This window comes from Thioalkalivibrio sp. XN8 (genome assembly GCF_011058255.1).
GTDB lineage: Bacteria > Pseudomonadota > Gammaproteobacteria > Steroidobacterales > XN24 > XN24.
This window is the reverse complement of the sequence record NZ_JAALFH010000034.1, coordinates 1-23,929: the sequence shown is the minus strand read 5'-3', so window position 1 is coordinate 23,929 and position 23,929 is coordinate 1. Positions and strand designations below refer to the sequence as shown.

General features: G+C 69.5%; 19 protein-coding genes and 1 pseudogene. 8 read left to right on the top strand and 12 right to left on the bottom strand.

Going from position 1 to position 23,929, the window contains the following annotated elements; genetic code table 11:
- Positions 1–234: 234 nt before the first annotated feature.
- The gene (locus G6N75_RS04030; RefSeq protein ID WP_165346835.1) at positions 235–1,737 is read left to right on the top strand and encodes a DEAD/DEAH box helicase; all 1,503 of its coding nucleotides are present in this window, start codon (positions 235–237) and stop codon (positions 1,735–1,737) included.
- A gap of 7 nt (positions 1,738–1,744) precedes the next feature.
- Here the strand turns inward: G6N75_RS04030 and yrfG are convergent, their stop codons facing one another.
- Positions 1,745–2,437 carry a GMP/IMP nucleotidase gene (yrfG, locus tag G6N75_RS04025; RefSeq protein ID WP_165346833.1) on the bottom strand — a complete coding sequence of 231 codons (693 nt, stop codon included), beginning with the start codon at positions 2,435–2,437 and terminating at the stop codon, positions 1,745–1,747.
- Positions 2,438–2,479: 42 nt separating this feature from the next.
- Between yrfG and cysQ the strand changes: the two genes are divergently transcribed.
- From cysQ to G6N75_RS04010, 3 genes are read left to right on the top strand one after another with little or no spacing between them, the layout of a single operon-like run.
- Positions 2,480–3,280 carry a 3'(2'),5'-bisphosphate nucleotidase CysQ gene (gene cysQ / locus G6N75_RS04020; RefSeq protein ID WP_346765484.1) on the top strand — a complete coding sequence of 267 codons (801 nt, stop codon included), beginning with the start codon at positions 2,480–2,482 and terminating at the stop codon, positions 3,278–3,280.
- On the top strand, positions 3,277–3,597 hold the full coding sequence (locus tag G6N75_RS04015) for a DUF3301 domain-containing protein (RefSeq protein ID WP_165346829.1): 321 nt from the start codon (positions 3,277–3,279) through the stop codon (positions 3,595–3,597). The genes cysQ and G6N75_RS04015 overlap by 4 nt, the downstream gene beginning before the upstream one ends.
- A 28-nt stretch (positions 3,598–3,625) precedes the next feature.
- Entirely contained in the window at positions 3,626–3,844 is a 219-nt protein-coding gene (locus G6N75_RS04010; protein WP_240900923.1) for a YdcH family protein, read from the top strand.
- Positions 3,845–3,877: 33 nt separating this feature from the next.
- On the opposite strand, the gene G6N75_RS04005 is transcribed toward G6N75_RS04010, so the two are convergent.
- The 5 genes from G6N75_RS04005 to plsB form a co-directional block, all read right to left on the bottom strand.
- Entirely contained in the window at positions 3,878–6,235 is a 2,358-nt protein-coding gene (locus G6N75_RS04005) for an efflux RND transporter permease subunit (protein WP_206202905.1), read from the bottom strand.
- A 3-nt stretch (positions 6,236–6,238) separates the two neighbouring features.
- Complete coding sequence (locus tag G6N75_RS04000; protein WP_165346827.1) at positions 6,239–7,306, bottom strand: YCF48-related protein; 1,068 nt, start codon at positions 7,304–7,306, stop codon at positions 6,239–6,241.
- Between the two features lie 85 nt (positions 7,307–7,391).
- A complete protein-coding gene (locus G6N75_RS03995; RefSeq protein WP_165346825.1) occupies positions 7,392–8,771 on the bottom strand; it encodes a DUF1329 domain-containing protein in 1,380 nt (459 codons plus the stop codon).
- A gap of 20 nt (positions 8,772–8,791) precedes the next feature.
- Positions 8,792–10,876, bottom strand: coding sequence for a DUF1302 domain-containing protein (locus G6N75_RS03990; protein WP_240900922.1), 2,085 nt, complete (start codon positions 10,874–10,876; stop codon positions 8,792–8,794).
- A gap of 243 nt (positions 10,877–11,119) precedes the next feature.
- Positions 11,120–13,576, bottom strand: coding sequence for a glycerol-3-phosphate 1-O-acyltransferase PlsB (plsB, locus tag G6N75_RS03985; protein WP_165346821.1), 2,457 nt, complete (start codon positions 13,574–13,576; stop codon positions 11,120–11,122).
- Positions 13,577–13,674: 98 nt separating this feature from the next.
- Between plsB and otsB the strand changes: the two genes are divergently transcribed.
- From otsB to G6N75_RS03970, 3 genes are read left to right on the top strand one after another with little or no spacing between them, the layout of a single operon-like run.
- Positions 13,675–14,439 carry a trehalose-phosphatase gene (gene otsB / locus G6N75_RS03980; RefSeq protein ID WP_165346819.1) on the top strand — a complete coding sequence of 255 codons (765 nt, stop codon included), beginning with the start codon at positions 13,675–13,677 and terminating at the stop codon, positions 14,437–14,439.
- Positions 14,423–16,225 carry a glycoside hydrolase family 15 protein gene (locus G6N75_RS03975; protein ID WP_165346817.1) on the top strand — a complete coding sequence of 601 codons (1,803 nt, stop codon included), beginning with the start codon at positions 14,423–14,425 and terminating at the stop codon, positions 16,223–16,225. The genes otsB and G6N75_RS03975 overlap by 17 nt, the downstream gene beginning before the upstream one ends.
- Positions 16,222–17,592: a trehalose-6-phosphate synthase gene (locus G6N75_RS03970; RefSeq protein WP_165346815.1), complete on the top strand. Its 1,371-nt coding sequence runs from the start codon at positions 16,222–16,224 to the stop codon at positions 17,590–17,592. The genes G6N75_RS03975 and G6N75_RS03970 overlap by 4 nt, the downstream gene beginning before the upstream one ends.
- 15 nt (positions 17,593–17,607) lie before the next feature.
- Here the strand turns inward: G6N75_RS03970 and G6N75_RS03965 are convergent, their stop codons facing one another.
- On the bottom strand, positions 17,608–18,273 hold the full coding sequence (locus G6N75_RS03965; protein WP_165346813.1) for a class I SAM-dependent methyltransferase: 666 nt from the start codon (positions 18,271–18,273) through the stop codon (positions 17,608–17,610).
- Positions 18,273–18,479 (bottom strand): hypothetical protein, encoded by a 207-nt coding sequence (locus tag G6N75_RS03960; RefSeq protein ID WP_165346811.1) that lies wholly within the window; start codon positions 18,477–18,479, stop codon positions 18,273–18,275. The genes G6N75_RS03965 and G6N75_RS03960 overlap by 1 nt, the downstream gene beginning before the upstream one ends.
- 75 nt (positions 18,480–18,554) lie before the next feature.
- Between G6N75_RS03960 and G6N75_RS03955 the strand changes: the two genes are divergently transcribed.
- The gene (locus tag G6N75_RS03955; protein ID WP_165346809.1) at positions 18,555–19,358 is read left to right on the top strand and encodes an SDR family oxidoreductase; all 804 of its coding nucleotides are present in this window, start codon (positions 18,555–18,557) and stop codon (positions 19,356–19,358) included.
- Between the two features lie 455 nt (positions 19,359–19,813).
- On the opposite strand, the gene G6N75_RS03950 is transcribed toward G6N75_RS03955, so the two are convergent.
- From G6N75_RS03950 to G6N75_RS03935, 4 genes and pseudogenes are all read right to left on the bottom strand, one after another.
- A complete protein-coding gene (locus tag G6N75_RS03950; protein WP_165346807.1) occupies positions 19,814–20,347 on the bottom strand; it encodes an alpha/beta fold hydrolase in 534 nt (177 codons plus the stop codon).
- Between the two features lie 40 nt (positions 20,348–20,387).
- Positions 20,388–21,767 carry a GTP-binding protein gene (locus G6N75_RS03945; RefSeq protein WP_346765483.1) on the bottom strand — a complete coding sequence of 460 codons (1,380 nt, stop codon included), beginning with the start codon at positions 21,765–21,767 and terminating at the stop codon, positions 20,388–20,390.
- Positions 21,694–23,184: a GTPase gene (locus G6N75_RS15210; RefSeq protein WP_165346803.1), complete on the bottom strand. Its 1,491-nt coding sequence runs from the start codon at positions 23,182–23,184 to the stop codon at positions 21,694–21,696. Before G6N75_RS15210 ends, G6N75_RS03945 begins: the two co-directional genes overlap by 74 nt.
- Positions 23,181–23,929: pseudogene (locus G6N75_RS03935) on the bottom strand (hypothetical protein); the annotation flags it as partial. The gene G6N75_RS15210 and the pseudogene G6N75_RS03935, both read right to left, overlap by 4 nt.

Below are 23,929 nucleotides of genomic sequence, written 5' to 3'. Positions count from 1 at the left end.
CTGTTCCACGGGGTCGGACCCCTGAACCGGGGCCTTGCGGCGCAACTACGGGATGTGACGCGCCCCGCTCGATGAGGCACAATGTCGCTGCGCTCGCGGCAAAAAGCTTATGAATTCTTCTGCGCGGGGAGCTCCGGAAGGGCTGTCCAGAGCCGACAGGCCTGTATTCTGGCCCGGATTTCACGCGAGTTGCAATACCTTTAGGCCGTTTTCCCCAGGAAGCACACCACAACAATGTCAGAAGGACTGCTTACACAGCTGCGTTTCGCAGAGCTGGATTTGCCCGACTCCGCCATGCAGGGGCTCGCTGACGCGGGCTTCGACCAGTGCACGCCCATCCAGGCCGAGACCCTGCCGATCGCCCTCGGCGGGGGCGACGTGGCCGGCCAGGCCCAGACCGGGACCGGCAAGACCGCCGCTTTCCTGGTCGCCATGTTCACCCATCTCGAGCGCAACCTGCCCAGGCCGACCCGGGGCCTCACGGACCCGCGGGCGCTGATCCTGGCGCCGACCCGCGAGCTGGCGATCCAGATCCACAAGGACGCCGAGCTGCTCGGCGCCCACACCGGACTGGTGCTGGGGCTGGCCTACGGCGGCACCGACTACGAGAAACAGCGGGCCCACATCCAGGCCGGCGTGGACGTGCTGATCGGAACGCCCGGGCGCCTCATCGACTACTTCAAGCAGCACATCTTCGGGCTGCACCACGTCCAGGTCATGATCCTGGACGAGGCCGACCGGATGTTCGACCTGGGCTTCATCAAGGACATCCGCTACGTGATGCGCCGCCTGCCGCCGCCGGGCGAGCGCCTCAACCTGGTGTTCTCCGCCACCCTGTCGCACCGGGTGCTGGAGCTGGCCTACGAGCACATGAACGACCCGACGCTGGTGCGGATCGAACCCGAGCAGGTCACGGCGGAGAAGGTGCGCCAGCGCATCTACTTCCCGGCCAACAACGAGAAGCTGGCACTGCTGATCGGGCTGATGCGCGACATGGACGCGACCCGCACCATGGTGTTCGTCAACACCAAGCGCGAGGCCGACCGGGTCCGGGACTATCTCGAGGCCAACGGGCTGCCGGCGGAAGTGATCTCCGGCGACGTGCCGCAGAAGAAGCGCCAGAAGGTGCTGGGGCGCTTCCAGTCCGGCGAGCTCGCCATCCTGGTGACGACGGACGTGGGCTCGCGCGGCCTGCACATCCCGGGGGTCTCGCACGTGGTCAACTACGACCTGCCGCAGGACCGCGAGGACTACGTGCACCGCATCGGCCGCACCGCGCGCGCCGGCGAGTCAGGCGACGCCATCAGCTTCGGCTGCGAGACCTACGTCCAGACGCTGCCCGAGATCGAGGACTACATCGGCATGAAGATCCCGGTCGAGGCCATCGACCGGGCGCGCCTGCCGGAGGTCGTCCGCCCCGCCCGCAGCAGCCGCAAGGAACGCACCGAGTGGGGCTCCCGGCCGCCCGAGGGCGGCGGCCGCGGCCGGGGCGAGCGCCAGGGGCGCGAGCGCAAGCCGCGCGACGGCGACCGCTCGCGGCGCAGCAAGCCGCAGGAGGAACGCCCGGCCGCAGCAGCGGGACCGGCACCAGCCCCGCAGCCGCCCGCCGAAAGCCAGGGGACGGCGCCCGCCGAAGGCCAGGCCGCGCCGAAGAAGCGACGCCGGCGTCGTCGCAAGAGCCGCGCCGGCGGCCAGGGTGACGCGGGCATTCCCGGCGGCTCCGGCCAGGCCGAGTAACCGGCCTTCAGTCTTTCCTGCGGGGCGCGACGGGCAGCAGCTCCGTCACGCTGTGCACGCCGTGGAACTCGCCGGCCGCCGCCGGCGGCCGCGATGAATCCGGCCGGAGGATGGCAATCACCCGCGCCAGGCCGTAGTCGTGCGCCGAGCGCAGCACCGGCAGGCTGTCGTCCACCAGCACCGTGCGCGCCGGGTCGAAGGGCTCCAGCCCGCGCAGCCGCTCCCAGAACGAACGATCCTCCTTGGGCAGCCCGAGGTCATGGCTGGAGTACATCGCGTCCAGGTACTCGTCCAGCCGGGTGCGCTGCAGCTTGATCGCCAGGGTGCGTTGATGCGCGTTGGTCACCAGCACCACCCGCTTGCGCAGCTGCCGCACCGCCAGCAGGAACTCCGGCACATCGGGCAGGAAGTCGATGTGGTCCTCGGCCTCGCGCTTCAGCGCGGCAATGTCGAGGCCGAGCTCGCGGCTCCAGTGATCGATGCAGTACCACTCGAGCCGCCCCCGGGCTGCTGCGAAGCGCGGCTCCAGCACCGCCACCGCCTCGGCGTGCGGCAGGCCGTGCAGGTCGGCGTAGCGCGCCGGGATCAGCTGCTGCCAGAAGAAGTTGTCGAAGCGCAGGTCCAGCAGCGTGCCGTCCATGTCGAGCAGGACGGTGTCGTACAGGTCCCAGTCGAAGGCATGGCGGGAGACGAGGTCCATGGAGGGGTATCATATACGCCCTCTCCCGACGGAGCCCGGCCGGTGACCGACGCCCACGCTGATTTACTGGAGGCCCTCGCTCGCATCGCGCGGCAGGCCGGCGCCGCCATCCTCGAGGTCTACCACAGCGACTTCGCCGTGGAGGCCAAGCAGGACGACTCGCCCATCACCGAGGCCGACCGCCGGGCCCACGACCTGATCCGCGCCGCCCTCGAGCAACTGCCCGGCGACCGCCCCATCCTGTCCGAGGAAGCGCGCACCCTGCCGTGGGAACAGCGGCGCCAGTGGAAGGAATACTGGCTGGTCGACCCCCTGGACGGCACCAAGGAGTTCATCCAGCGCAACGGCCAGTTCACGGTGAACATCGCCCTGGTGCGGCTGGGCCGCCCGGTGCTGGGCGTGGTGCATGTGCCGGTCCAGGGCGTGACCTACGGGGGCGTGGTCGGCGAGGAAGCCTGGAAGGAGTCGGCCGACGGCCAACGGCAGCCGATCGCCGTGCGCCCGCTGGGTGAGGGCCCGATCCGGGTGGTCGGTTCCCGCTCGCATCGCGGGCCGGACCTGGACGGGTATCTCGAGCGCCTCGGGGAGCACGAGATGGTGCCGATGGGCTCGTCGCTGAAGTTCTGCATCATCGCCGAGGGCGAGGCCGACGTGTATCCCCGCCTGGGCCCGACCTCGGAGTGGGACACGGCCGCGGCGGAGGCGGTGCTGGTGGCGGCCGGCGGCCGCGTGGTCGCCAGCAACGGCCAGCCGATGGCCTACAACAAGGGCCCCGACCTGCTGAACCCGTGGTTCATCGCCTCGGGCGACGACTCGCGCGACTGGACCGAATACCTGCCGTGAGCCGCTTTTCCATGGTGTTCGTCGCCGGCCTCCTGGGCGCGCTCACCTGGGCCTGGTACGCCAGCATGGCCGCGCGGGAGCGGGCGAACCAGGCCGCGCGCGAGGCCTGCGGGCGGCAGCAGCTGCTGATGCTCGACGGCACCGTGGCGCTGGCCCGGGCCTGGCCCCGGCGCGATCGCCACGGGCGGCTGCGGCTGGAGCGGACCTATGCTTTCGAGTACACCGACGACGGCCACCGGCGGCTGCAGGGCTTCGTCATCATGCTCGGCCGGCAGGTCTCGGCCGTGGGGCTGGCGGCCGCCGAGCACCTTGGCTAAGCTTGTCCGACGGGGGCCAGCAACGACCATGAACGACAATAAGGTCGATACCTATATCTTCGGCAACATGACGCGGCTCAAGGAGCTGCGCATCGCGCACCGCGACCTGGACGACGTGATCACGCGGCTGGCTGATGATCCGCTGGTCGACCAGTTGCAGCTCAAGCGGCTGAAGAAGCGCAAGCTCATGCTGAAGGACCTGATCACGCGGCTCGAGAGCGAGCTGATCCCCGATCTCAACGCCTGAGGAAGCGGGCCCGGCGGGTCCGGACCCCGGCCCTCAGTCGTCCCCGGCCAGCCGCTCGTGCTGGTACTTCGCCGGCAGCAGCCAGCTCGCCAGCGCCGGCAGCAGCAGGATCGCGCCGAACATGTTCACCAGGAACATGAAGGTCAGCAGGATGCCCATGTCGGCCTGGAACTGCAGCGGCGAGAACACCCAGGTGAACACGCCGATGGCCAGCGTGATCCCGGTGAAGACCACGGCGTTGCCGGTGACGCGCAGCGTCTGGGCGTAAGCCTGCTGGATACTCGCCCCCTGCCGGAGAAAGTGCTGGAAGCGGCTGAAGATGTAGATACCGTAGTCCACGCCGATGCCCACGCCCAGCGCGGCCACCGGCAGCGTGTTCACCTTCAGGCCGATCTCGAGGTAGGCCATCAACGCATAGGCCAGCAGCGAAACCAGCGCCAGCGGGATCACGATGCAGGCCACCGCCCGCAGCGAGCGGAAGCTCAGCCAGCACAGCAGGATCACCGCGCCGAAGACATAGAGCAGGATCGGGAACTGCGCCGCGGAGACCTCCTCGTTCATGGCCGCCATCACGCCGACGTTGCCGGTGGCGAGGCGGAACTCCATGTCCTCGGGCGCGAATTCCTGGCGCCAGGCCTTGACCTCCTCGATCACCCGCTCGATGGTCCCGGCCTTGTGGTCCTCGGTATAGACCATCACCGGGATCACGCTGCAGTCGGTGTTGAGCAGGCCGGTGCTGGTCTCCACGCGCGCCAGCGCCTGCACCAGCACCTGCTCGTTGCGCGACAGCGTCCGCCAGGCGGGATAACCCTCGTTCCAGCCGGCGGTCACGATCTTGGCGACCTGCGGCAGGGCGATGACCGTCTGCACGCCCTCGACGTTGCGCATGTGCCAGGCAAAGCGGTCGATGAGGTCCATCACCTCGTAGTCGATACAGCCGTTCTCACCGACCTCGACGATCACGTTGATCAGGTCGACACCGATGGAGAAGCGCGCGGTGATGTCCTTGGTATCGAGGTTGTAGCGCGAGTCGGGACGCAGCTCCGGCACGCCCTCGTGCAGGTCGCCGATCTTGACCTGCGAGCCCTTCCAGGCGCCGAAGGCGAAGAGGCCGACCGAAACCAGGATGATGACCGTCGCGGGGCCGCGGGTCGAGACCAGGGAGAGGCGATCCCAAAGGGGCCGCATCTGGGCGGCGCGCCGCCGCAGCCGCTCCTTGTAGCCCTCGTCGGGCTTGACGTAACTGATCAGGACTGGCAGCAGCACCAGGTTGGTGAGGATGATACAGGCCACGCCGAGCGAGGCCATGATCGCCATCTCCTGGATGATGCGGATCTCGATGAACAGGATGGTGATGAAGCCGATGGTGTCCGAAGCCAGGGCGACGCTGCCGGGGACCAGCAGCCGCCGGAAGGTGGCGCGCGCCGCCTCCTCGGGACCGGCGCCGTCGAATACCTCGGCGGCGTAGCCGGATATCATCTGCACGCCATGGGAGACGCCGATGGCGAATACCAGGAATGGCACCAGCAAGCCCATCGGATCGATCCCGAAACCCAGCAGCGGCAACATGCCGAGTTCCCAGATCACGGCGAAGACGCTGCATACCAGCGGGACGATGGTGAGCTTGACCGACTGGCTGTAGATATAGACCAGCAGCGCCGTCACCAGCAGCGCGATGCCGAAGAACAGCACGATGCGGTTGGCGCCTTCCTTGATGTCGCCGACCACCTTGGCGAAACCGATGATCCGGACCTGGATGTTGTCGGTCTGGATCTTGTCGCGGACCTGTTCCTCGAGCTGGCGCGCCACGTCGAAGTAGTCGAGCCTCTCCTGGGTGTCGGGATTCACCTCCAGCAGCTGGGCGCTGATGAGGGCGCCTGAGAAATCGTTCGCCACCAGCCGGCCGACGATACCGGCCTTGAGGATGTTCTCGCGGACACGCTCGAGGTCGGCCAGCGTGTACTGGAAGTCGGCGGGGATGACGTCGCCGGCCTCGATGCCCTCTTCCGTGACCTCCAGGTAACGGACGTTGGGCGTGAAAATCGAGGTGACGCGCGCCCGGTCCACGCCGGGAATGAAAAACACCGCATCGGTGGCCTGGCGCAGGGCGCGGAAGAAGTCGGGGTTGAACATGTCCCCGCTCTGGTCCACCAGCGCGATCACGATCCGGTCCGCCCCGCCGAAGTCCTCGTAGTGCTCGACGAAGGTCTCCATGTACTCGTGCTGCAGCGGCAGCTGCTTGCTGAAGCCGGCGTCGACGCGAAGACCCGTGACCGCGCTCCAGGCCAGCAGCGCGGTGATGATGGCGAAGATGGCGATCACCAGCGGCCGGTGGCTGAAGATCAGGTTCTCCAGGGCGGCGGTGATACGCGACTGCTTGGGCGCCGACATGCTTTACTCCATCCCTTCGGCGCGGCGGTCGAGGCGTTCCACGCCCGGCTCGCCGATCACGATCACGGTGCCGTCATCCAGGCCGAAGGCGGACATCAGCGCCTTCCGGTCTCCCCGCTGGTGGAGGCTGAAACTCCCGCCCTCGCGGCTGTATAACATCACGCCCGCCGTACCGACGACCAGCACACTGCCGTCGGCCAGGCGCGCGCCGCCGAACAGCGAGGTGTCCACCGGCAGGCGGACGGCGCTCCAGGTCTCGCCGCCGTCCCAGGTACGGAACATGTTGCCGCGCAGCCCGAACACCAGCAGCGACTCGTCGTCGGGCGTGACGCCGCCGAAGAAGGAGCCGTCGTAGGGCGGCGCCAGCGCCGTCCAGGTATAGCCCTGGTCGCCGGAACGGAACACCGTACCGGCTTCCGCCATGATGTACAGCCGGCCCCTGGCGTCGCTGACGATGCGATTCATGTGCAGGTCGGCCGGCAGGTCGTCCTCCCAGTCGTCCTCGCTGGCGTAATCGTCGGTTTCGCCGCCCTGCTCAACCGCCTCGTCCACGGACTCGGGCTCGGGCTCGACCAGCTCCAGCATCTCCTCCTCCCAGGTCGTGCCGCCGTCGGAGGTGCGCAGGAAGTAACCGTAGGCGCCGACCGCGAAGCCGTTGCTCTCGTCGGCGAACCAGACATCGAACAGGGGGAATTCGAGCTCGGGCGCGAAGTGCACGCGGCACCAGTTCTCGCCGCCGTCCTCGGTGCGCAGGATGACCGCGTCGTGCCCGACGGCCCAGCCCAGCTGCCGGTCATGGAACCAGACCGCGGTGAGCAGCGTGCGCGTGGGCGTGCGCTGCTGTTCCCAGGTCACGCCCTGGTCATGGCTGATCAGTACGTGGCCGCGCTCGCCGACCACCACCAGGTCATCGCCGGCCTGGCCGATGTCGAGCATCAGCGACTGGGACGCGAGCGGCATCAGGACGGACCACTCGCCCTCGGGAACCGGGTCCTCGCAAACGGCTCGGGCCGGGACGGAAAAAGCCGCCAGCAGGAGGCCGATCAGCAGGCCATGCACGAGTCTGGACAAAAGCGCTGCGCCCCCAGGTTGCAGTCTTGATGAATCCCGCCAGGGCGGCGGGCCGGGACGCGGTCGGCGCCCCGGCCCTCCCCGGCTAGCGGACGCCCGACCGGCGCAGGATCGCCGGCGCGAAGTCTTCCGGCGTGTAGTTCGGGCTGAAGTCGTAGGTCACCGGCTCCTCGTTATTGAGGCCGATGGCCAGGTAACGACCGGACTGCAGGTCCATGGTCAGCTCGAGCGTCGTCCAGAAGCTTGGCACGTCGTAGTAGTTGATCGAATGCGCTTCCTGCACGCGCCAGATCTGGTCGCGGTTGTCGTAGCAATCGACGACCATGGCCTGCCAGGAATCCTCGTCGATGTAGAAGGTGCGCCGCTTGTAGACGTGGCGCGTGCCTTCCTTGACGGTCGCATCCACCACCCACACCCGGTGCAGCTCGTAGCGCGCATGGGCCTGGTTGATGTGCAGCGGCTTGAGGATGTCGTCGTACTTCAGCTTGTTGCTGTGCAGCTTGTAGCTGTTGTACGGGATCAGCATTTCCTTGCGCCCGACCAGCTCCCAGTTATAGCGCTCCGGGCTGCCGTTGAAGATATCGAGCTGGTCCGAGGTGGCCAGGCCGTCCGAGGCCGTGCGCGGGTTGTCGTGCGCGACGTTCGGCGCCCGGCGCACGCGGCGCTGGCCCGGGTTGTACAGCCACGCCTTGCGGTTCTCCTTGGCCTGGTTCAGCGTCTCGTGTACCAGCAGCACCTCGCCGGCCAGGCGGGCCGGGGCCGTCACGGTCTGCTTGAAGTAGACGATGACGTTGTCGAGCTCCTCTTCCTTGGCGCCCTCGAGACCATAGGCGCCGAGATACTCGTCCGTGAACATCACCATGGTGTAGTTGCCGTCACGGGTCACCGGCGCCTGGCCGATGGTGCGGCGGGCACTGTCGGTGCGATAGCGCACGATGTGGTTCCAGATCGCCTCGAGCCCGTTCTGCGGAACCGGGAAGGGAATGCCCTCGGCGCCGCCGCTGAAACCGTTGCCGCCCTCGATCAGGCGCATGTTGGGCGCAATACGCTTGGTGGCATCGTAGATGCGCTCCGGCACCGCCGCGCTGCGCCGGGTCGGGTACACCTCCATGAAGTACTCCGGATAGGCCCGGAACATGGCCTTGTGGCCCTCGGTGAGGATGTCGGCGTACTCATCCATGTTGGCCGCCGTGATGCGGAACAGCGGCTTGTCGTCGGCGAAGGGATCCGGGTGATGGCCGCCGGACTGGAAGTCCGGGAACCCGGCCTCGGCCGCGCTCCGAATGCCGCCCGTCCACTCGGGAATGGTGCCGGCTTCGTTGCCGGCGCGAATCGCACCCAGCGGGGTGAGGTCGTTGCCCAGGCGCGCCACCTCGGCAGGAGAAAGGCCCTGGGCCGCCGCCGGCGCGGCAAGCCCGACCAGCGCCAGCGCTGCCAGGGCCTGCTTGATTCTGTTGCGTGTCATGTCTGACTCTCCTCGAATTCTTAGAACGAGACCTTGCCCGTGAGCGAAATGAAGTCGCGGTCGTTGGTCTGGTTGTACCTGCCGGCGCCGCCGAACTGGGCATAGCCCAGTTCCACTTCGTACTTGTTGCGGAGCGTGCCCTTCAGGGACACGGACAACGAAGTGCGGTCCTCGATGAAGTTGCCGCCGGGACCGGGCGAGACGCCGTTGACGTCGTGGCTCCAGCCTACGACTGGCGACATCGTCCAGGGGCCGATCGCGTTGTTGTAGATCAGCGCGCCGCGCAAGCGATAACCCCAGGAGGTCTTGCTCGGGAAGGCGCTGCGCGGATCCACCTCGCCGAAATGTGAACTGGCCAGGGCGGCGTTGCCCGAGATCACCGTGCCCGGACCTTCCAGCCGCAGGCCGACGCCGTTCGGGCCGCCGGTGTTGGTGTCGGGCAGGTCGGGCACGTAGTTCATGCCCACTTCCAGCACGAAGGCGCCCGTGTCCGCCCACAGGGCCGGGCCCGACAGGTAGGTGAAGGTCGTCTGGGCCTGCCAGGCGTCGAGCTCCACCACGCCGTCGATGACCTGGTTCAGCCCGTACGGACCCAGCTGGTTGAAGCAGCCGAGCGCGCCGACGGCGCCGTTCGGGTTGGTCGGGCACAGGTTCGGGTTCGGGCTCAGGCCGTCCAGCGGCGAGAGCGCCGCGAACAGCAGCTCCACATCGTCCACCTGGAACGGGGCGTCGGGCCTGTAGGACACCTCGCCCTGCCAGGCGATGCCGGTGTTGAAGAGGTAGCCGCTCCAGCTGAAGCCCCACAGGTCGAGGTCCTCAGGGTAGAGCACGGTGTAGCGCGACGTCTGCGCCAGCTCGTCGGAGGCGAAGGAGCTCGCCAGCGGCGATAGCGCCGCGGCATTGCCCAGGAACACGTTCCCGGCCACGATGGCGCGGTCGCGAACCCTGGCCTCGGTGATGTCGCCGCCCAGGTTCGCCGCCGTGGCCAGCGCCTGCGCCGTGGCGGTGTTCACCGCCGCGTCGAAGGACAGGCCGGAAGCGAGGCCGATCGCGGTCGCCTGGGCCGCCGTTGCGACCGCTGCGGCATTGCCCAGCCCGGCCTGCGTGCCGGTCAGGCCGTTCAGCAGCGGCAACCGGCTGTGGTAGCGAATGTAGTAGGCGCCGAACTCCATGCCGCCCATGAAGTTCTCGGCGAAGTAGCGGAAGGCGAGGCCGTACTGGCCCCCGTCGTCCGGCTCGCTGGTCGCGCCGCGGGGCACGAAGTTGAAATCGGGGTCGAAGCTCCCGCCCAGCGGTGAGAAGTCCGTGCCCAGGTCGCCCCACGCGCCGAAGCCGAGCATCACGTGCGTGCCGCCCTTGGTGGCGAAATCGTTGGTGGAGAAGTAGCTGCCGGCCGGGTCCGGCTCGACCTTTTCCCACTGGTACTGGTAGTACGCCTCGATGCTGGTGTTGAGCGTCGGCGAGAAGCTGAGGGACGCCATGCCCTGCGGCACCAGCGCCTCGCGCAGCTCGGCGCCCGGCACACGCAGCTGGGCGACGTTGAAGGGATTGGTGATGTTGATACCACCCTGGATGAACGTGCTTTCGCCCCAGTTGATCACCTGCTGGCCGACGCGGAACTCGGCGGGCCAGCTGCCGAGCTCGAAGGGCACGAAGACGAAGGCGTCGAGCAGCTCGATATCCTCTTCGACTTCATCCCTGGCCGCATCGGACAGTTCCGTGCGCAGCGTGTCGCCGACCTCCCAGTCGGTGAAGCCGGTGCCCCGGACGAAGAAGCCCCAGGAGTCCCGGAACCGCAGCTCCATCTCGGACGTCACCCGAAGTGCGTTCGACACCAGGCCGTTGCCGTAGTTGAGGGTGCCGTCGTCGCCGTTGGCGCTGCGGCCGCAGCCGCCGTTGGCATTGGCGACGAGCCGGCAGTCAGTGCTCTGGACACGCCACAGTGCGCCGAGCGTCACCGTGGTGTCCCAGCTGCCTGACCAGTTCTCAGTTTGGATTGGCACTGCCGATGCAGGCCCGGCGTAGCTTGCAGCAAAAGCGGCCGCGATTGCGGTCGCCAGGAGTCGTCCGTTACTCGGACGGGCCCTGGAGGGTTGCGCGCTCATTAAGGACTCCCCGGTTCTTTGTCTTGAATGTGTCTCGCACGTTGCCCGCCACCGGCCCGTGCCGGTGCGTCCCGCTACTCTTACAGAATTCGTGCGCCGAAAACAACATCTTGGATCAATTGCAGGTGCGAAAGGCCGCGCCCGCGATAAAGGCTGTTGCGCGGATACCAAGACGAGGCGAGCGCAGGATCGCGGCGGCGGGGGTCGCGCATTGCGCCGCAGCAAAAAAACGCGCGGGTGAACTCAGAGATTCATCGCCTGCAGGACGTCGTTACGCAGGCGGTCGCCGAGAAACTGGCGGGCGTCTTCCATGGCTCGCACCAGGCGCTGGTCGAACACGAGCAGGCCGGTCTCGTCGGTGCGCAACACGCCGTTCTCGCGCAGTCGGCCGATGAAACCCCGGAACAGGCTCTTGTCGAAGAACTCCGGCGCGCTGAACTGGAACAACATCGACATGCGCTGCGCCATCAGGTGGCACAGGTCCTCCAGCTGCGCCGGGCGCAGCGTGCCGGAGCCGTGCTTCGCCAGCAGGGCCGCGGTCATGTAGAACCGTTCCAGTGTCTGCACCGAGCATTGCGCCAGCAGCCACATCTGGATCGCCTCGGGCGTATGCGGCTCGGGCCGGCGGAGGCAGGGCTCGTCGCCCTCGTTGTCGCGCCGCAGCAAACCCCGTTCCGCCATCAGTTCGATCACGCGGTCCACCTCGGCATCCACCTGCTCCGGGGCCCAGCGCAGGAACAGCTCGCCGCCAAGGTAGGGGTAGACCATGCGCGCCAGGCCGCGGACGCGCCCCACCGCCTGCACCGGCTTGTCGATGAAGCAGCAGGCGACCAGCGAGGGGATCGCGAACAGGTGCGTGACGTTGTTGCGGAAGTAGGTCGCGAGCAGCGCTTCCTGCGGCGCCAGCGAGATGATGTCGCCCAGCCGGTGGGGACGGCGCTCGAGCAGGCCGAGACGCTCGCCATAGGCGATCATCTCCGCGCCGCCCTTGCTCGTGACCGTCACGGCCGGATCGTAGGGCGCCTGGCGCAGCATGTCGGCGAACAGTTCCAGCAGGCGCACCAGCGGCTGCTCCACCATGCTCTGCCGCGGCGTCGCCAGCAGGACCATGGCCAGCAGGTTCACCGGGCTCACCGCGGCCGCCGCGTTGATGCGCTCGAGAATCTCTTCGCCGAGCTGCTCCACCACCGGACCGGTCCAGCCCGGGCGCTCGTCTTCCTCGACCGGCTCCTCGCGCCAGCCGGGCCGGTGTCGCTGCAACATCTCGTCGAGGAAGAACGGCTCGCCGAAGTTCACGTGCACGCGGCCGAACTCGCGGCGCAGCTGGCGGATCGCCTTGAGCACGCCGAGCACGGTCTCCTTTTCCTTCGGCCGGCCCGACAGCTCCGAGACATAGGAGCGCCCCTCGAACAGGCGCTCGTAACCGAAATAGACCGGCACGAACACGACCGGACGCACCGGCTCGCGCAGGTAGGCGCGTACCGTCATCGCGAGCATGCCCGGCTTGGCCGGCAACAGGCGGCCGGTGCGGCTGCGGCCACCCTCGATGAAATACTCCATGGCCACGCCCTTGGCCAGGTTGAGGGCGAAGTAACGCCGGAACACGGCCGCGTACAGCGGGTCGTCACGGAAACTGCGGCGCATGAAGAACGCGCCGCCGGTGCGCAGGATCGGCCCGATCACCGGCAGGTTGAGGTTGACGCCGGCCGCGATGTGCGGCGGCACCAGGCCGTTCTGGTACACCACGTAGGACAGCAGCAGGTAGTCGATGTGGCTGCGGTGGCAGGGCACGTAGATGACCTCGTTGCCCTCCGAGACGGCCTTGAGGCGGTCGACGCCGCTGACCTCGATGCCGTCGTAGAGGCGGTTCCACAGCCAGGTCAGGACCCGCTCGCCGATGCGCACCGTGGTGTAGCTGTAGTTGGCCGCAATCTCGTTGGCGTAGCGCCGCGCCCGCTGCACCGACTTGTGCATCGGCTGCTTGTTGGCCTCGCTGTAGCGCCGGATGGCGCGCCGCACCGACTCCGAGTTCACCACCTGATTCAGCAGCGTGCGCCGGTGCGACAGGTCCGGCCCGATCGTGGCGATGCGCAGGCGACGGAAGTGCACCCGCAGCACCCGGCCGAGCTTGCGGGCGACCAGCGCCGGGTTGGGCCCCTGCTCGACCAGCTGCGACAGCATCACCGGCTCGCTGAACTGCACCAGCACGTTGCGGCCGTGGAAAATGATCATGAACAGCTTGCGCAGGCGGCCGACCAGCGCCCAGCCTTCGGAGAACAGCAGCTGGAACAGCCCCCGCTCCTTGTCCGGCGAGCGGCCCCAGAAGATCGAGACCGGCACCACCGCGACGTCCTGCACCTGGCCCGCCTGCACCGCGGCCGCCAGCCGCTCCAGCCGGCCCGGCTTGCCCTTGCGGCTGCGGCGCGGCTTGCGGCGCAGGTAGGCGACGGCACGCCATTCCCGCAGCTCGCCGAGCACCAGGCCCGCGCTCGGGCGCGGCAGCCCGTGCCGGATACACTCCTGCTCCAGCACCGCCATGTCCGCCATGCCGGGATGCTCCAGCACGTAACAGACCGGCGTCCCGGCGAGCGCCCCCACCCGCTCCAGCTGCGTCTCGAGCGTGCGCGTGCGCACCCAGAGGAACAGCAGCTTCCTCGTGAGCCAGAGCGAGAGCCGCCAGATTCCGTGCCATGGGTACATGAGGCCAGCGAGTGTACCCGCCCGGCGGGTCCGCGTCAGCGGCGACTCGCCGGCGCCCCTGCTTGGTAATCGGCGCGCGCCGCCAGTACCCTTGGCGCATGGAAATGACGGCCACCCTGCCCGCGTGGGACCGCCGCTGGGCCCTGTTCCTCGACGTCGACGGCACGCTGGTGGACATCGAGCGCCACCCGGACGAGGTGCGGGCCGAGCCGGAACTGCGACGATCCCTGGCGACCACCGCACGCGCGCTGGACGGCGCGCTGGCGCTGGTGAGCGGCCGCTCGATCGCCAGCATCGACCGGATCTTCGCGCCCCTGTGCCTGCCGGCCGCGGGCCTGCACGGCCTCGAGCGCCGGGATGCGGACGGGCGCGTCCACTATCCCGCGGGTTACGCCGACCGGATCGCGGCGGCGCGCGCCGAGCTGGTCGGCTTCGTCCAGTCCGCCCCGGGCCTGCTGCTGGAGGACAAGGGCGCCGCACTGGCCCTGCATTACCGCAACGCCCCGGCACTGGCCGCGGAGTGCGAGCGCCACATGGCGCTCGCCGAGCAGGCCGCCGGCACGGACTTTCACGTCCAGCGCGGCAAGATGGTGCTCGAGCTCAAGCCGTCGGGCCAGGACAAGGGCACCGCCATACTGGCCTTCCTCGAGGAGGCGCCCTTCGCCGGGCGCCGGCCGGTTTTCGTGGGCGACGACCTGACCGACGAGGACGGCTTTCGGGCCGTCAACGCCCGGGCCGGCCTGTCGATCCGCGTCGGGCCGCCGCGCGACGGCAGCGCCGCGCACATCGTCGCCACGGACGTGGCGGCCGTGCGCGACTGGCTCAATGCAAGCACGGAGTCCATCCATGTACCAGCGTCCTGAAAGCAGCCTCGAACTCGGCGTGATCGGCAACTGCCAGGTCAGCGCCCTGGTGGACGGGCACGGCCGCTACGTCTGGTCCTGCATGCCGCGCTTTGACGCGGAGCCGGTGTTCTGCGCCCTGATGATGGGTGACCAGGAGCAGGTCGAGCGCGGCGTGTTCGAGATCGAGCTGGAGGATTTCGCCCATGCCGAGCAGGCCTACATCAGGAACACGCCGATCCTGCAGACCTGGCTCTACGACCGCCATGGCGGCTGTGTCAAGCTGACGGACTTCGCCCCGCGCTACGAGCAGTTCGAGCGCACCTTCCATCCCTACATGTTCGTGCGTCATCTCGAGCCCGTCGCGGGCGCGCCGCGGGTCGTCGTGCGGCTGCGTCCCGCCGGCCACTACGGCGGGGAAGATGCCCGCCAGACTTTCGGCAGCAACCACATCCGTTACGTGCTGCCGGACCTGACCCTGCGCCTGACCACCGACGCCTCCCTCACCCATGTGCGCGAGGAGCGGCCGTTCCGCCTGACCCGGCCGCTGAGCTTCATCCTCGGCCCGGACGAGAGCCTGCCCGAGTCGGTCTCCCGCGGCAGCCGCCACCATTTCGAGCAGACCCGCGCCTACTGGCAGGACTGGGTGCGCGGCCTGGCAGTGCCTTTCGAGTGGCAGGAAGCGGTCATCCGGGCGGCAATCACCCTGAAGCTCTGTTCCTACGAGGATACCGGCGCAATTATTGCAGCCATCACCAGCTCCATCCCGGAGGCCCCGTCCACGGGGCGGAACTGGGACTATCGCTACTGCTGGCTGCGGGACAGCTTCTTCGTGGTGCACGCCCTGAACCGGCTTGGCGCGACCCGGACGATGGAGGCCTACCTCGGCTGGATCCTGAATGTCACGGCCGCCGGCGACGGCCGCGGACTGCAGCCGGTCTACGGCATCAGCGGCGAAACCGACCTGACGGAGACGGAAGTCCCGCACCTGCCGGGCTACCGCGGCATGGGGCCGGTGCGGGTCGGGAACCAGGCCTACGAGCAGGTGCAGAACGATGTCTACGGCTCGGTCGTGCTGTCCTCGGCGCAAGCTTTCTTCGACGAGCGTCTCAATGCCCCTGCCGGCGCGGAGCAGTTCGAGTTGCTCGAGCAGGTCGGCCGCCGCGCGATCGAGCTCTTCGACCAGCCTGACGCGGGCATCTGGGAGTACCGGGGGCGCGCGCGCGTGCACACCTTCTCCAGCATGATGTGCTGGGCCGCCTGTGACCGGCTGGCGCGCATCTCCGCCCATCTCGGCGAGGCCGAAAAGGCAGACGAATGGCGCAGCGCTGCCGACCGGATCCATGCGGTGATCTGCGAGCGCGCCTGGGACGAGGACCAGGGCTGCTTCACCGAGAGTTTCGGCGGCAAGAGCCTGGACGCGAGTATGCTGTTGATCAGCGACCTGGGTTTCCTGCAGGGCGACGACCCCCGTTTCCGCAGCACCGTGGACTGCATCGGGCGCAAGCTGCTGCGCGGCGGACACATGTTCCGCTACGGCGAGGCCGACGACTTCGGCGAACCGGAAACCGCGTTCAATATCTGCACCTTCTGGTACATCAACGCGCTGGCCGAGATCGGCCGCAAGGACGAGGCGCGGGCGCTGTTCGAGGACATGCTCAGCCGCCGGACCCGCCTCGGCCTGCTGTCCGAAGACCTCGACGTGGCCACGGACGAGCTCTGGGGCAACTATCCTCAGACCTACAGCCTCGTCGGGATCATTCTCGGCGCCATTCGCCTGAGCAAGCCGTGGGAGGATGCGTTTTGAGCCGACTGGTCGCCATCTCCAATCGTGTGGCGCCACCCTCCGGCGGCAAGACCGCCGGCGGGCTCGCCGTCGGCATCCTCGCCGCCCTGCGCCAGAGCGGCGGCATCTGGTTCGGCTGGGGCGGCAAGACCTGTCACGGCGAGCCCTCCGAGCCGCGCCTGGAGCGGCGCGGCAACATCACCTTCGCCACCGTCGACATCAGCAAGGCGGACTTCGACAGTTATTACAACGGCTACTGCAACGGCACGCTCTGGCCGCTGCTGCATTTCATGCTCGGCATCCTGCGTTACGACCAGGCCCAGCACGAGGCCTACCAGCGCGTGAACCAGCTGTTCGCCCGCAAGCTGCGGCCGATGCTCCGCCCGGACGACCACATCTGGGTCCACGACTACCACCTGATCCCGCTGGCCCAGGAACTGCGCCGCGCCGGTGTCACGCAGCCGATCGGCTTCTTCCTGCACGTGCCCTTCCCGGGCTACGACGTGCTCCGCACACTGCCCGGCTATGAGCACCTGCTGCGCGCGCTGGCGCAGTACGACGTGGTCGGCTTCCAGACCCGCCAGGACTGCGAGAATTTTCTCGGCTGCCTGCGCAGCGCCGGCCTGGGCGGCGAACGGGACGGCGACGGGCGGGTGACGGCGCTGGACCGCCGCATCCGGGTCGACGCCTTCCCCATCGGCATCGACGTCGGCGAGGCGGTGCAGCAGGCAGAGGCGGCAATCGCCTCAGCCAGCGTCCAGCGCCTGCGCCACGACCTCGTCGAGCGTGAGCTGGTGATCGGCGTGGACCGCCTCGACTACAGCAAGGGGCTGCCGGAGCGCTTCCGCGCCTTCGAGACCCTGCTGGCGCGCCATCCCGCCAGCCACCGGCAGCTCGTCTTCCTGCAGATCGCCTCGCCGACCCGCACCGGCGTGCGCGCCTACGACGAGATCCGCCACGAGCTGGAGCAGTCGGCCGGCCATATCAACGGGCGTTTTGCGGAGCCCGACTGGACCCCCATCCGCTACATCAACCGCGGCATATCGCGGAAGATGCTGATGGGCTATTTCCGGGTCGCGCGCATCGGGCTGGTGACCCCGATCCGCGACGGGATGAACCTGGTCGCCAAGGAGTTCGTTGCGGCGCAGGACCCCGCCGATCCCGGGGTCCTGGTGCTGTCCGAGCTCGCCGGGGCCGCGGCGGAGCTCGGCGAGCAGGCGCTGCTGGTCAATCCCTATGATGCCGTCGGCGTGGCCGACGCCATCCTCAAGGCCACCGAGATGCCGCTGGCGGAACGGCAGGCACGGCATGCCGCGATGCTCGAGGTGCTGCGCGCCAACGACATCCATGCCTGGCGCAAGCGCTTTGTCGATGCCCTCGGCGCCTGACCCCGGCGGCGCGGCTCAGGCGCGCCCGCGCACCAGGAGGTGCCGGTCGCTCACCGGCAGCACCTCGAGCCCGCCCAGCCCCGCGAGCTCCAGCTGCCGGCGCACTTCTCCCGGCTCGAACGCCGCCAGCAGCGAATTGTAGAAGTCCCGGCGCAGCACTTCGGGTTCTCCCCCGGCGTATTCGTCCACCAGCGCCTGCGCCGCCGCCTCGTCGGCCGGGCGCATCAGGTCCATCACCAGCACCGGCGCGCCCGGACGAGCGCGGTCGCGGACCATGCGCCACAAGGTCTCGGGCTGGTGGAGGTGGTGCAACAGGCTGTTCGACAACACCGCCTCGTAGCGCGCGCAGGGCAACACCGCGTCGGGTACCAGCCCCTCGATGAAGGACACCCGCGTGGCGAGTTCGGGGCGCGCGGCCAGCGCGGCGTGGCCGAAAGCCAGCATGGCCGCCGAGCCGTCCAGGCCGTGGATCTCGATCTCCGGATGCGCGGCGGCGATCCGCAGGGTGATGTCGCCCGGCCCGCAGCCGAGATCGAGCACCGCGGCGCCCGGTCGCAAGGTGCCCACGAACTCGGTGTAGAGCTCCGCGAAGCGCCTGTTGGGCTCCTCGAAATCAGCCTCGGCATAAGCCCGCGCCTGCCCCTCGTCATCCATCAGCTCCGGTTCAGGAATCCTCTGCATCAGCTCCCGCCTCCGCCGTCGCGCTCCACTTGCCGGTCGAGTTCGCGCTGGCGCTGCTCCAGCTGCGCCTCGACCTCCCGCGCCTTGTCCAGCGCTTCCACCTGCTCCTTGAACACGGTCTCCTCGACCGGCGGCGGCTCAGGGCGCTCGGCACATCCGGCGCCCAGCGCCAACGCGGCCGACAGGACCAGTACTTCCAGTTTCATCGCTTGCCTCGCAGCTGACTGTGGGCGTGTCGAAATGCTAGCGTAGCAGGCCTCCACCTGCAGCAGGCCGGTCCAATGAACACCTTCACCCACAACGTCGTCGTCGTCACGGGCGCGTCCGAAGGCATCGGCCGGGCGCTGTGCGAGGCACTGGCGCCGCAGCGACCGAAGCTCGTGCTCTCGGCCCGCAACGCGGAGCGGCTGGAGTCGCTCGCGGACACCTGCCGCCAGGCGGGCGCCGAGGTGCTGGTCGTGCCGGGCGACCTGACGCGACCCGGGGACTGCCACCACCTGGTCGACGCCGCCATGGAGCGCTTCGGCCGGCTCGACACCCTGGTGGCCAATGCCGGACGCACCATGTGGGCCCGGGTCGACGAGATCGAGGATCCGGCCATCGTCCGCGACGTGATGGAACTGAACTTCTTCTCGCTGGTGACGCTGACCATGGCGGCCTTGCCGCACCTCAAGGCCGCGCACGGCCGGATCGTGCCGGTGGCGAGCATCGCCGGGCTGACCGGCGTGCCGTCGCGCAGCGTCTACTGCGCCAGCAAGCATGCGGTCATCGGCTTCTTCGACTCGCTGCGCATCGAGCTGGCGGACACCGGCGTCACGATCACGACCATCTGCCCCGACTTCGTGGTCACCCAGATTCACCGCCGCGCGCTGGACGGCCACGGCCGGCCGCTGGGCGAAACGCCGATGCAGGAATCGAAGATCATGACAGCGGAGGAATGCGCCGCGCTGATGATCCCGGCCATGGCGAAGCGCCAGCGCCTGCTCATCACCTCGTGGCGCGGCAAGCTGGGGCGCTTCCTCAAGATCGTCGCGCCCGGGGCGATCGACCGGATCGCGGCCAAGGCGATCGCCGAGCGGAAGTAGGTACGCGGTCTCCTAGGGTTCCTGTAAGACCTGGCCGCGGGGCCGGCCCCTGAAGCCCGCTGAAGACCTGACCGCAGGGCCGCGCCATGCATGGCACCCTTCGCTTGGAATTCTTATGCCGCTCAGGGCGCCATGCATGTCACGCCCCCGCTGCCACCTCAAAGCCTGCACGGACCGGGCACGCGGCCAGGAATTCAGCAGATCAGGCCCTCCCGGCGTCGGCCCGGTCCGGCGTGGCCGCGACCCGAGTAACTGCACCCTGTTCCCGAGCCGAGCTGGCGCGTGCCGGAACCAGCCACCGAGCCCTGGTGCGCTGTCGGCGTCGGGTCCCTGAAGCATTGCAGCGGGGCCGGGTCCTGTAGGGTCCCCTGAGCGGCATCAGATTTCCAAGCGAAGGGGACCCTACAGGGGCCGGCTCCGCGGCCAGGTTCCAGCTGGCGTGGCGATGACTCGGGTCAGACGTGGTCGAGGAACCAGTTGAAGAACCGGTTGACCTCGAACAGGTGATCGGTGAGCCGGTGGTCGCCGTCGATCAGGTGCAGCGTGGCCCCGTGCTCGCGGGCGAAGCGAATGCTGTTGTCCGCGGGCACGATGTCGTCGCGCCAGCCGTGCACGATGTCGATGCGCCGCGCCCGCGGCTGCGGCGTCAGCGCCTCGTAGCCCGGCATGTAGAAGGCCGGCGCGATCAGGAACAGGCCGCGCACGTCCTCCAGCTCGGCCGAGGCGGCGGCGGCGACGTGGCCGCCCATGCTCGAGCCCACCAGCACCAGCGGCCGCTCGAGGGGCCGGCAGTGCGCGACCAGCCGCGCGACCCGCGCGGCCGGCTCGTCCAGGCCGCGGTAGTCGATGCTGTCGAGCTCGAAGCCGCGGTCCCGCGCCAGGTCGGCCATGGCGGCGATCTTGCTGCCCCAGGGGCCGCTCTCCTTGCCATGCGAAAAGCAGATATAGGGCTTGCGGGACACGCTGCGACGCACCAGTGAATGCACCATCGCCAGGGGGAGCCGAGTGTAACAGGCGTCGCCCGGGCGGCTAGGCGCGGGCCCGCAACCGGCCGGCCAGGTCCGCGCGGGCCTGGGCCAGCACGGAATCGCGATCTACGCTCTCGAGGATCTCCTGCACCACGGCCTTGGGCCCGCCCGCGCCCCAGGACTTGCCGCGCGCGAAATACTCCTCGGCCACGCGGCCGATCAGGTAGGTGCCGTAGTAGGCCACGGCGCCCTGGGCGCCGGCGGTGAACACCGTGGAGAGGCCCGCGGTGCCGGCCTTGAGCGCCGCCGAGATGAGGTGGGTCAGCCAGACCGTCCCCATCAGCACGGTCATCTGGGTGGCGATCACTGTGACCAGCGAGCCGGCTTCGGCGCGGCTCAGCGGCAGGCCGTACAGCCGTGACAGGTGAAACACCATGCCGGCGTCGATGGCCGCCGCCGCCAGCAGGTCGGCGGCCGGCACCGGGTTGATGGCCACCGCGACGCCCTTGGCGATGCAGTACTGCCGCACCAGGCGCCCGGCGGCTTCCCGGCGCAGCTCGACCACCCGCCGCCCCACGCGTTCGCTCACCTCGCCGGCGAACAGGCCTGCGGTCAGCGCCGACAGGGTGTCGCCCTCGCGCTCGAGAATCTGCCACAGGCGCTCGCGCAACGCCTCGACGTCGGGCGGCAGCACGGTACGCTCCTCGCGCTCGGAGCCGTCGGGGCCGAGCACGATGCGGCGGGCCGGCGCAGGGTCCGCGGCCGCCGCGACGACCTGCTCCGGCGGCAGCCGCCCGCGGGTGCGCTCCGCCAGGCGGGCGAGCAGCTGGGCGCGCTCCTCGGCGGTGTAACGGTCGGCCTTGTTGAGCACCAGCACCACCGGCCGGCCCGGCGCGAGGGCCTGCTCCAGCGCCGCCTGCTCGGACGCGTTGAGATCGCCGTCGACCACGAACAGGACCAGGTCGGCACGTTCCGCCACCTCGCGCGCCATGCGCTCGCGCGCCTCGCCGCCGACCTCGTTGATGCCGGGCGTATCCAGCAGGCAGACCTGGCCCGAGCGGGTCTCCTGCCAGCGCGCCTCGGCCGTCTCCCGCGTTTCGCCATGCAGCGCGCTGGTGGCGAAGCGCGCCTCGCCGAGCAGCGCGTTCAACAGCGACGACTTGCCGACGCTGACCTCGCCGAGCACCGCGATGTGGATCTCGCCCTGCTCCAGCTTCTGCAGCATCCGCTCGACCTCGGCGAACTCGGGCGCCAGCGCCTCGCGGACGCCGACCGGCAGGCCAGGGTCGTCGAGCAGCCGGCGCAGGCTGTCCTGCGCCAGCGCAAGGTGGCGCTCGCCCGCCGGCGCCGGCGTCGCCGGGTCGGCCTCAGTCGCGGCTTTCGCGCTGCGCTTCCAGGGCCAGCCGAGCCAGCTGCCGGGCTTTCTTGCCGATTTCTTCACCGAACTCGTCTCCCACCTTGCGGGCCGCTGCCGCCGGTCGCAGTTCACCCGTGGTCTCGAGGCTGCGGGCCAGCCCCTTGCCCATCGCATCGAACACGATCCCGTAGGCCACGGCGTGCACCAGCCCGCCGGCCACCGTGCCCGCGCCGGGGAACGCCTTCAGCACGTTGCCCGCAATCGCCAGCACCAGCGGCACCGCGCGCCCGACGTAGCCCTGGGCGATATCGAGGAAGCGCTGGATGTCGATCTCGCGCGCCGGCACGCCGTAGATCTGGCACAGGGCCTTGACCAGGGCCGTGCCGAGATAACCCTGGATGAGCACGTCGGTGCCGGGGCTGACCGCCGCCAGCGCGCCGATGACGGCCTTCTTCGTGTAGTCGGACACCACCTGCGCCGCCTGCTCGCGCCGCCGCAGGGCCGCAGCATCTTCCAGCCGGGCCGCCGCCAGGCGGAAGACCGAGGCATCGCGCAGTGCATCGAGGGCCGCGGGGGCCCGGTCGAGTTCCGCCTGCAGGGCCTCGCGCAGCAGCTCCACCCGCGGCGCCCGCGGGCGCTCCACTTCTGTCTCGCCGCCGCGGCCGTCGGGCTGCAGCACGCGCTCGGTGCCGCCGGCCACCACCGGCACCACTGCCGGGGCCGGGTCGAGCTCCCCGAGGCGCTCCGCCAGCCGCGCCACGATGCGTTGCAGGTCTTCCTCGGCATACCAGTCGGCCTTGTTGACCGCCAGCACCAGCGGCTTGCCGACCTGCGCCAGCGCCAGCACGTCCTCGTGCTGGCTGCGGCTCAGGTCGCCCTCGCAGACATAGATCACCAGGTGTGCCCGCATGGCCTCGCCCAGGGCCGCCGCCTCCAGCGCCGCCTCGTCGCCGCTGCCGGGGACGTCGGCCAGCTCCACCACGTCGCCCGAGGACAACCGCCACTGGTAATGCTTCACCGCGCGCGTGGTGCCCGCGGTGACCGCCCGCTCCGGCGTCGCGTCCGGCACCAGCGCCTGGACCAGCGAACTCTTGCCGGCGCTGGCGTCGCCGAACATCGCCACGTACAGCCGGCCGCCCTCCCGGCGCCGGCTCAGCTCGGCCAGTTCCCGCTCGATCGCCGCGACGTCCCCGCCGGCGGCGCGTTCCGCCTCGAGGCGTTCCCGCAGCGACGCCTCGTCGGGCGGCCCCGCCTGCTCGGCCGGCTGCTCCAGCCGGCGCCGCACCGGCGCCAGCAGCCACCACAACAGCCAGGCGGCCAGCGCGCCGCCGGCGGCCAGCAACGCCAGGAAGCCGTAGTACAAGGCCGCGGGCCCGTCCTGCAGGCGCTGCAGGATCGACAGCACCGTGTCCGCCACGGCCAGCAGGGCGCCGGCGAAGAGCACCAGCGCGACCAGCACCACCCCGGCCAGCAGCAGCCGAATGCGCCGGTCCCGCCTCATGCCGCCACCCGCCGCCGCGCCGCCACGAGGCAGATCGCCAGTCCGGCGCCGAACGGCACCAGCCGCTCCAGCCAGTCGCCCGGCGTGTTCGGCAGCCAATAGAACAACAGGGTGCCGCCGAAGCCGACCGCCATGGCGGCGAACACCGCGGCCGGCGGCACCGCCAGCCCGGCCAGGCGCGCCAGCAACGGCGGCCCGAAGGCTGCGCCCAGCGCCGCCCAGGCGAACAGCACCCGGGCGAAGATGCTCTGCGGCAGCTGCACCGCAATGACCACCGCCAGCACGCTGATCAGCGCCACCACCAGGCGCGACACCCACAGGCTGCCGCCGCCGCGGGGCAGGTCGTGGCTGGCGGAGGATGCCGCCACCAGCAGCTGGCTGTCGGCCGTGGACATGATGGCCGACAGTACCGCGGCGATCATCACCGCCGCCACTACCGGCGGGAACAGCCGGCCGGCCGTCTCGAACAGCACCTGCTCGTCGGGCAGCGCCGGCCCGTACAGGGCGCGCGCCGCGAAGCCGAGCGTGATCATGCCGGCATAGATGATCACCGCCCAGCTCAGCGCGATGACCCGGCCGTCGCGCAGCGCCCGTTCATTACGCAATGCCATGAAGCGGTTCACCACGTGCGGCTGGCCGGGATAACCGAGGCCGATGCCGAGCGTGCCCAGCACGAAACCGACTGCCGCGATGCCGGCCGTGGGCGGCCCGCCCGGCGCGCCCGCCGCCGCCACGGCCGCCTCCC

Bases quoted from the DNA above. Each gene is read 5' to 3' on its own strand.
- G6N75_RS04030 (WP_165346835.1), top strand. From the start codon at position 235: ATGTCAGAAGGACTGCTTACACAGCTGCGTTTCGCAGAGCTGGATTTG.
- yrfG (WP_165346833.1), bottom strand. From the start codon at position 2,437: ATGGACCTCGTCTCCCGCCATGCCTTCGACTGGGACCTGTACGACACC.
- G6N75_RS03990 (WP_240900922.1), bottom strand. From the start codon at position 10,876: ATGAGCGCGCAACCCTCCAGGGCCCGTCCGAGTAACGGACGACTCCTG.
- G6N75_RS03960 (WP_165346811.1), bottom strand. From the start codon at position 18,479: ATGAAACTGGAAGTACTGGTCCTGTCGGCCGCGTTGGCGCTGGGCGCC.
- G6N75_RS03950 (WP_165346807.1), bottom strand. From the start codon at position 20,347: ATGGTGCATTCACTGGTGCGTCGCAGCGTGTCCCGCAAGCCCTATATC.
- G6N75_RS15210 (WP_165346803.1), bottom strand. From the start codon at position 23,184: ATGAGGCGGGACCGGCGCATTCGGCTGCTGCTGGCCGGGGTGGTGCTG.
- otsB (WP_165346819.1), top strand. From the start codon at position 13,675: ATGGAAATGACGGCCACCCTGCCCGCGTGGGACCGCCGCTGGGCCCTG.
- G6N75_RS03965 (WP_165346813.1), bottom strand. From the start codon at position 18,273: ATGCAGAGGATTCCTGAACCGGAGCTGATGGATGACGAGGGGCAGGCG.
- G6N75_RS03955 (WP_165346809.1), top strand. From the start codon at position 18,555: ATGAACACCTTCACCCACAACGTCGTCGTCGTCACGGGCGCGTCCGAA.
- G6N75_RS04010 (WP_240900923.1), top strand. From the start codon at position 3,626: ATGAACGACAATAAGGTCGATACCTATATCTTCGGCAACATGACGCGG.
- G6N75_RS03975 (WP_165346817.1), top strand. From the start codon at position 14,423: ATGTACCAGCGTCCTGAAAGCAGCCTCGAACTCGGCGTGATCGGCAAC.
- G6N75_RS03995 (WP_165346825.1), bottom strand. From the start codon at position 8,771: ATGACACGCAACAGAATCAAGCAGGCCCTGGCAGCGCTGGCGCTGGTC.
- plsB (WP_165346821.1), bottom strand. From the start codon at position 13,576: ATGTACCCATGGCACGGAATCTGGCGGCTCTCGCTCTGGCTCACGAGG.
- G6N75_RS04005 (WP_206202905.1), bottom strand. From the start codon at position 6,235: ATGTCGGCGCCCAAGCAGTCGCGTATCACCGCCGCCCTGGAGAACCTG.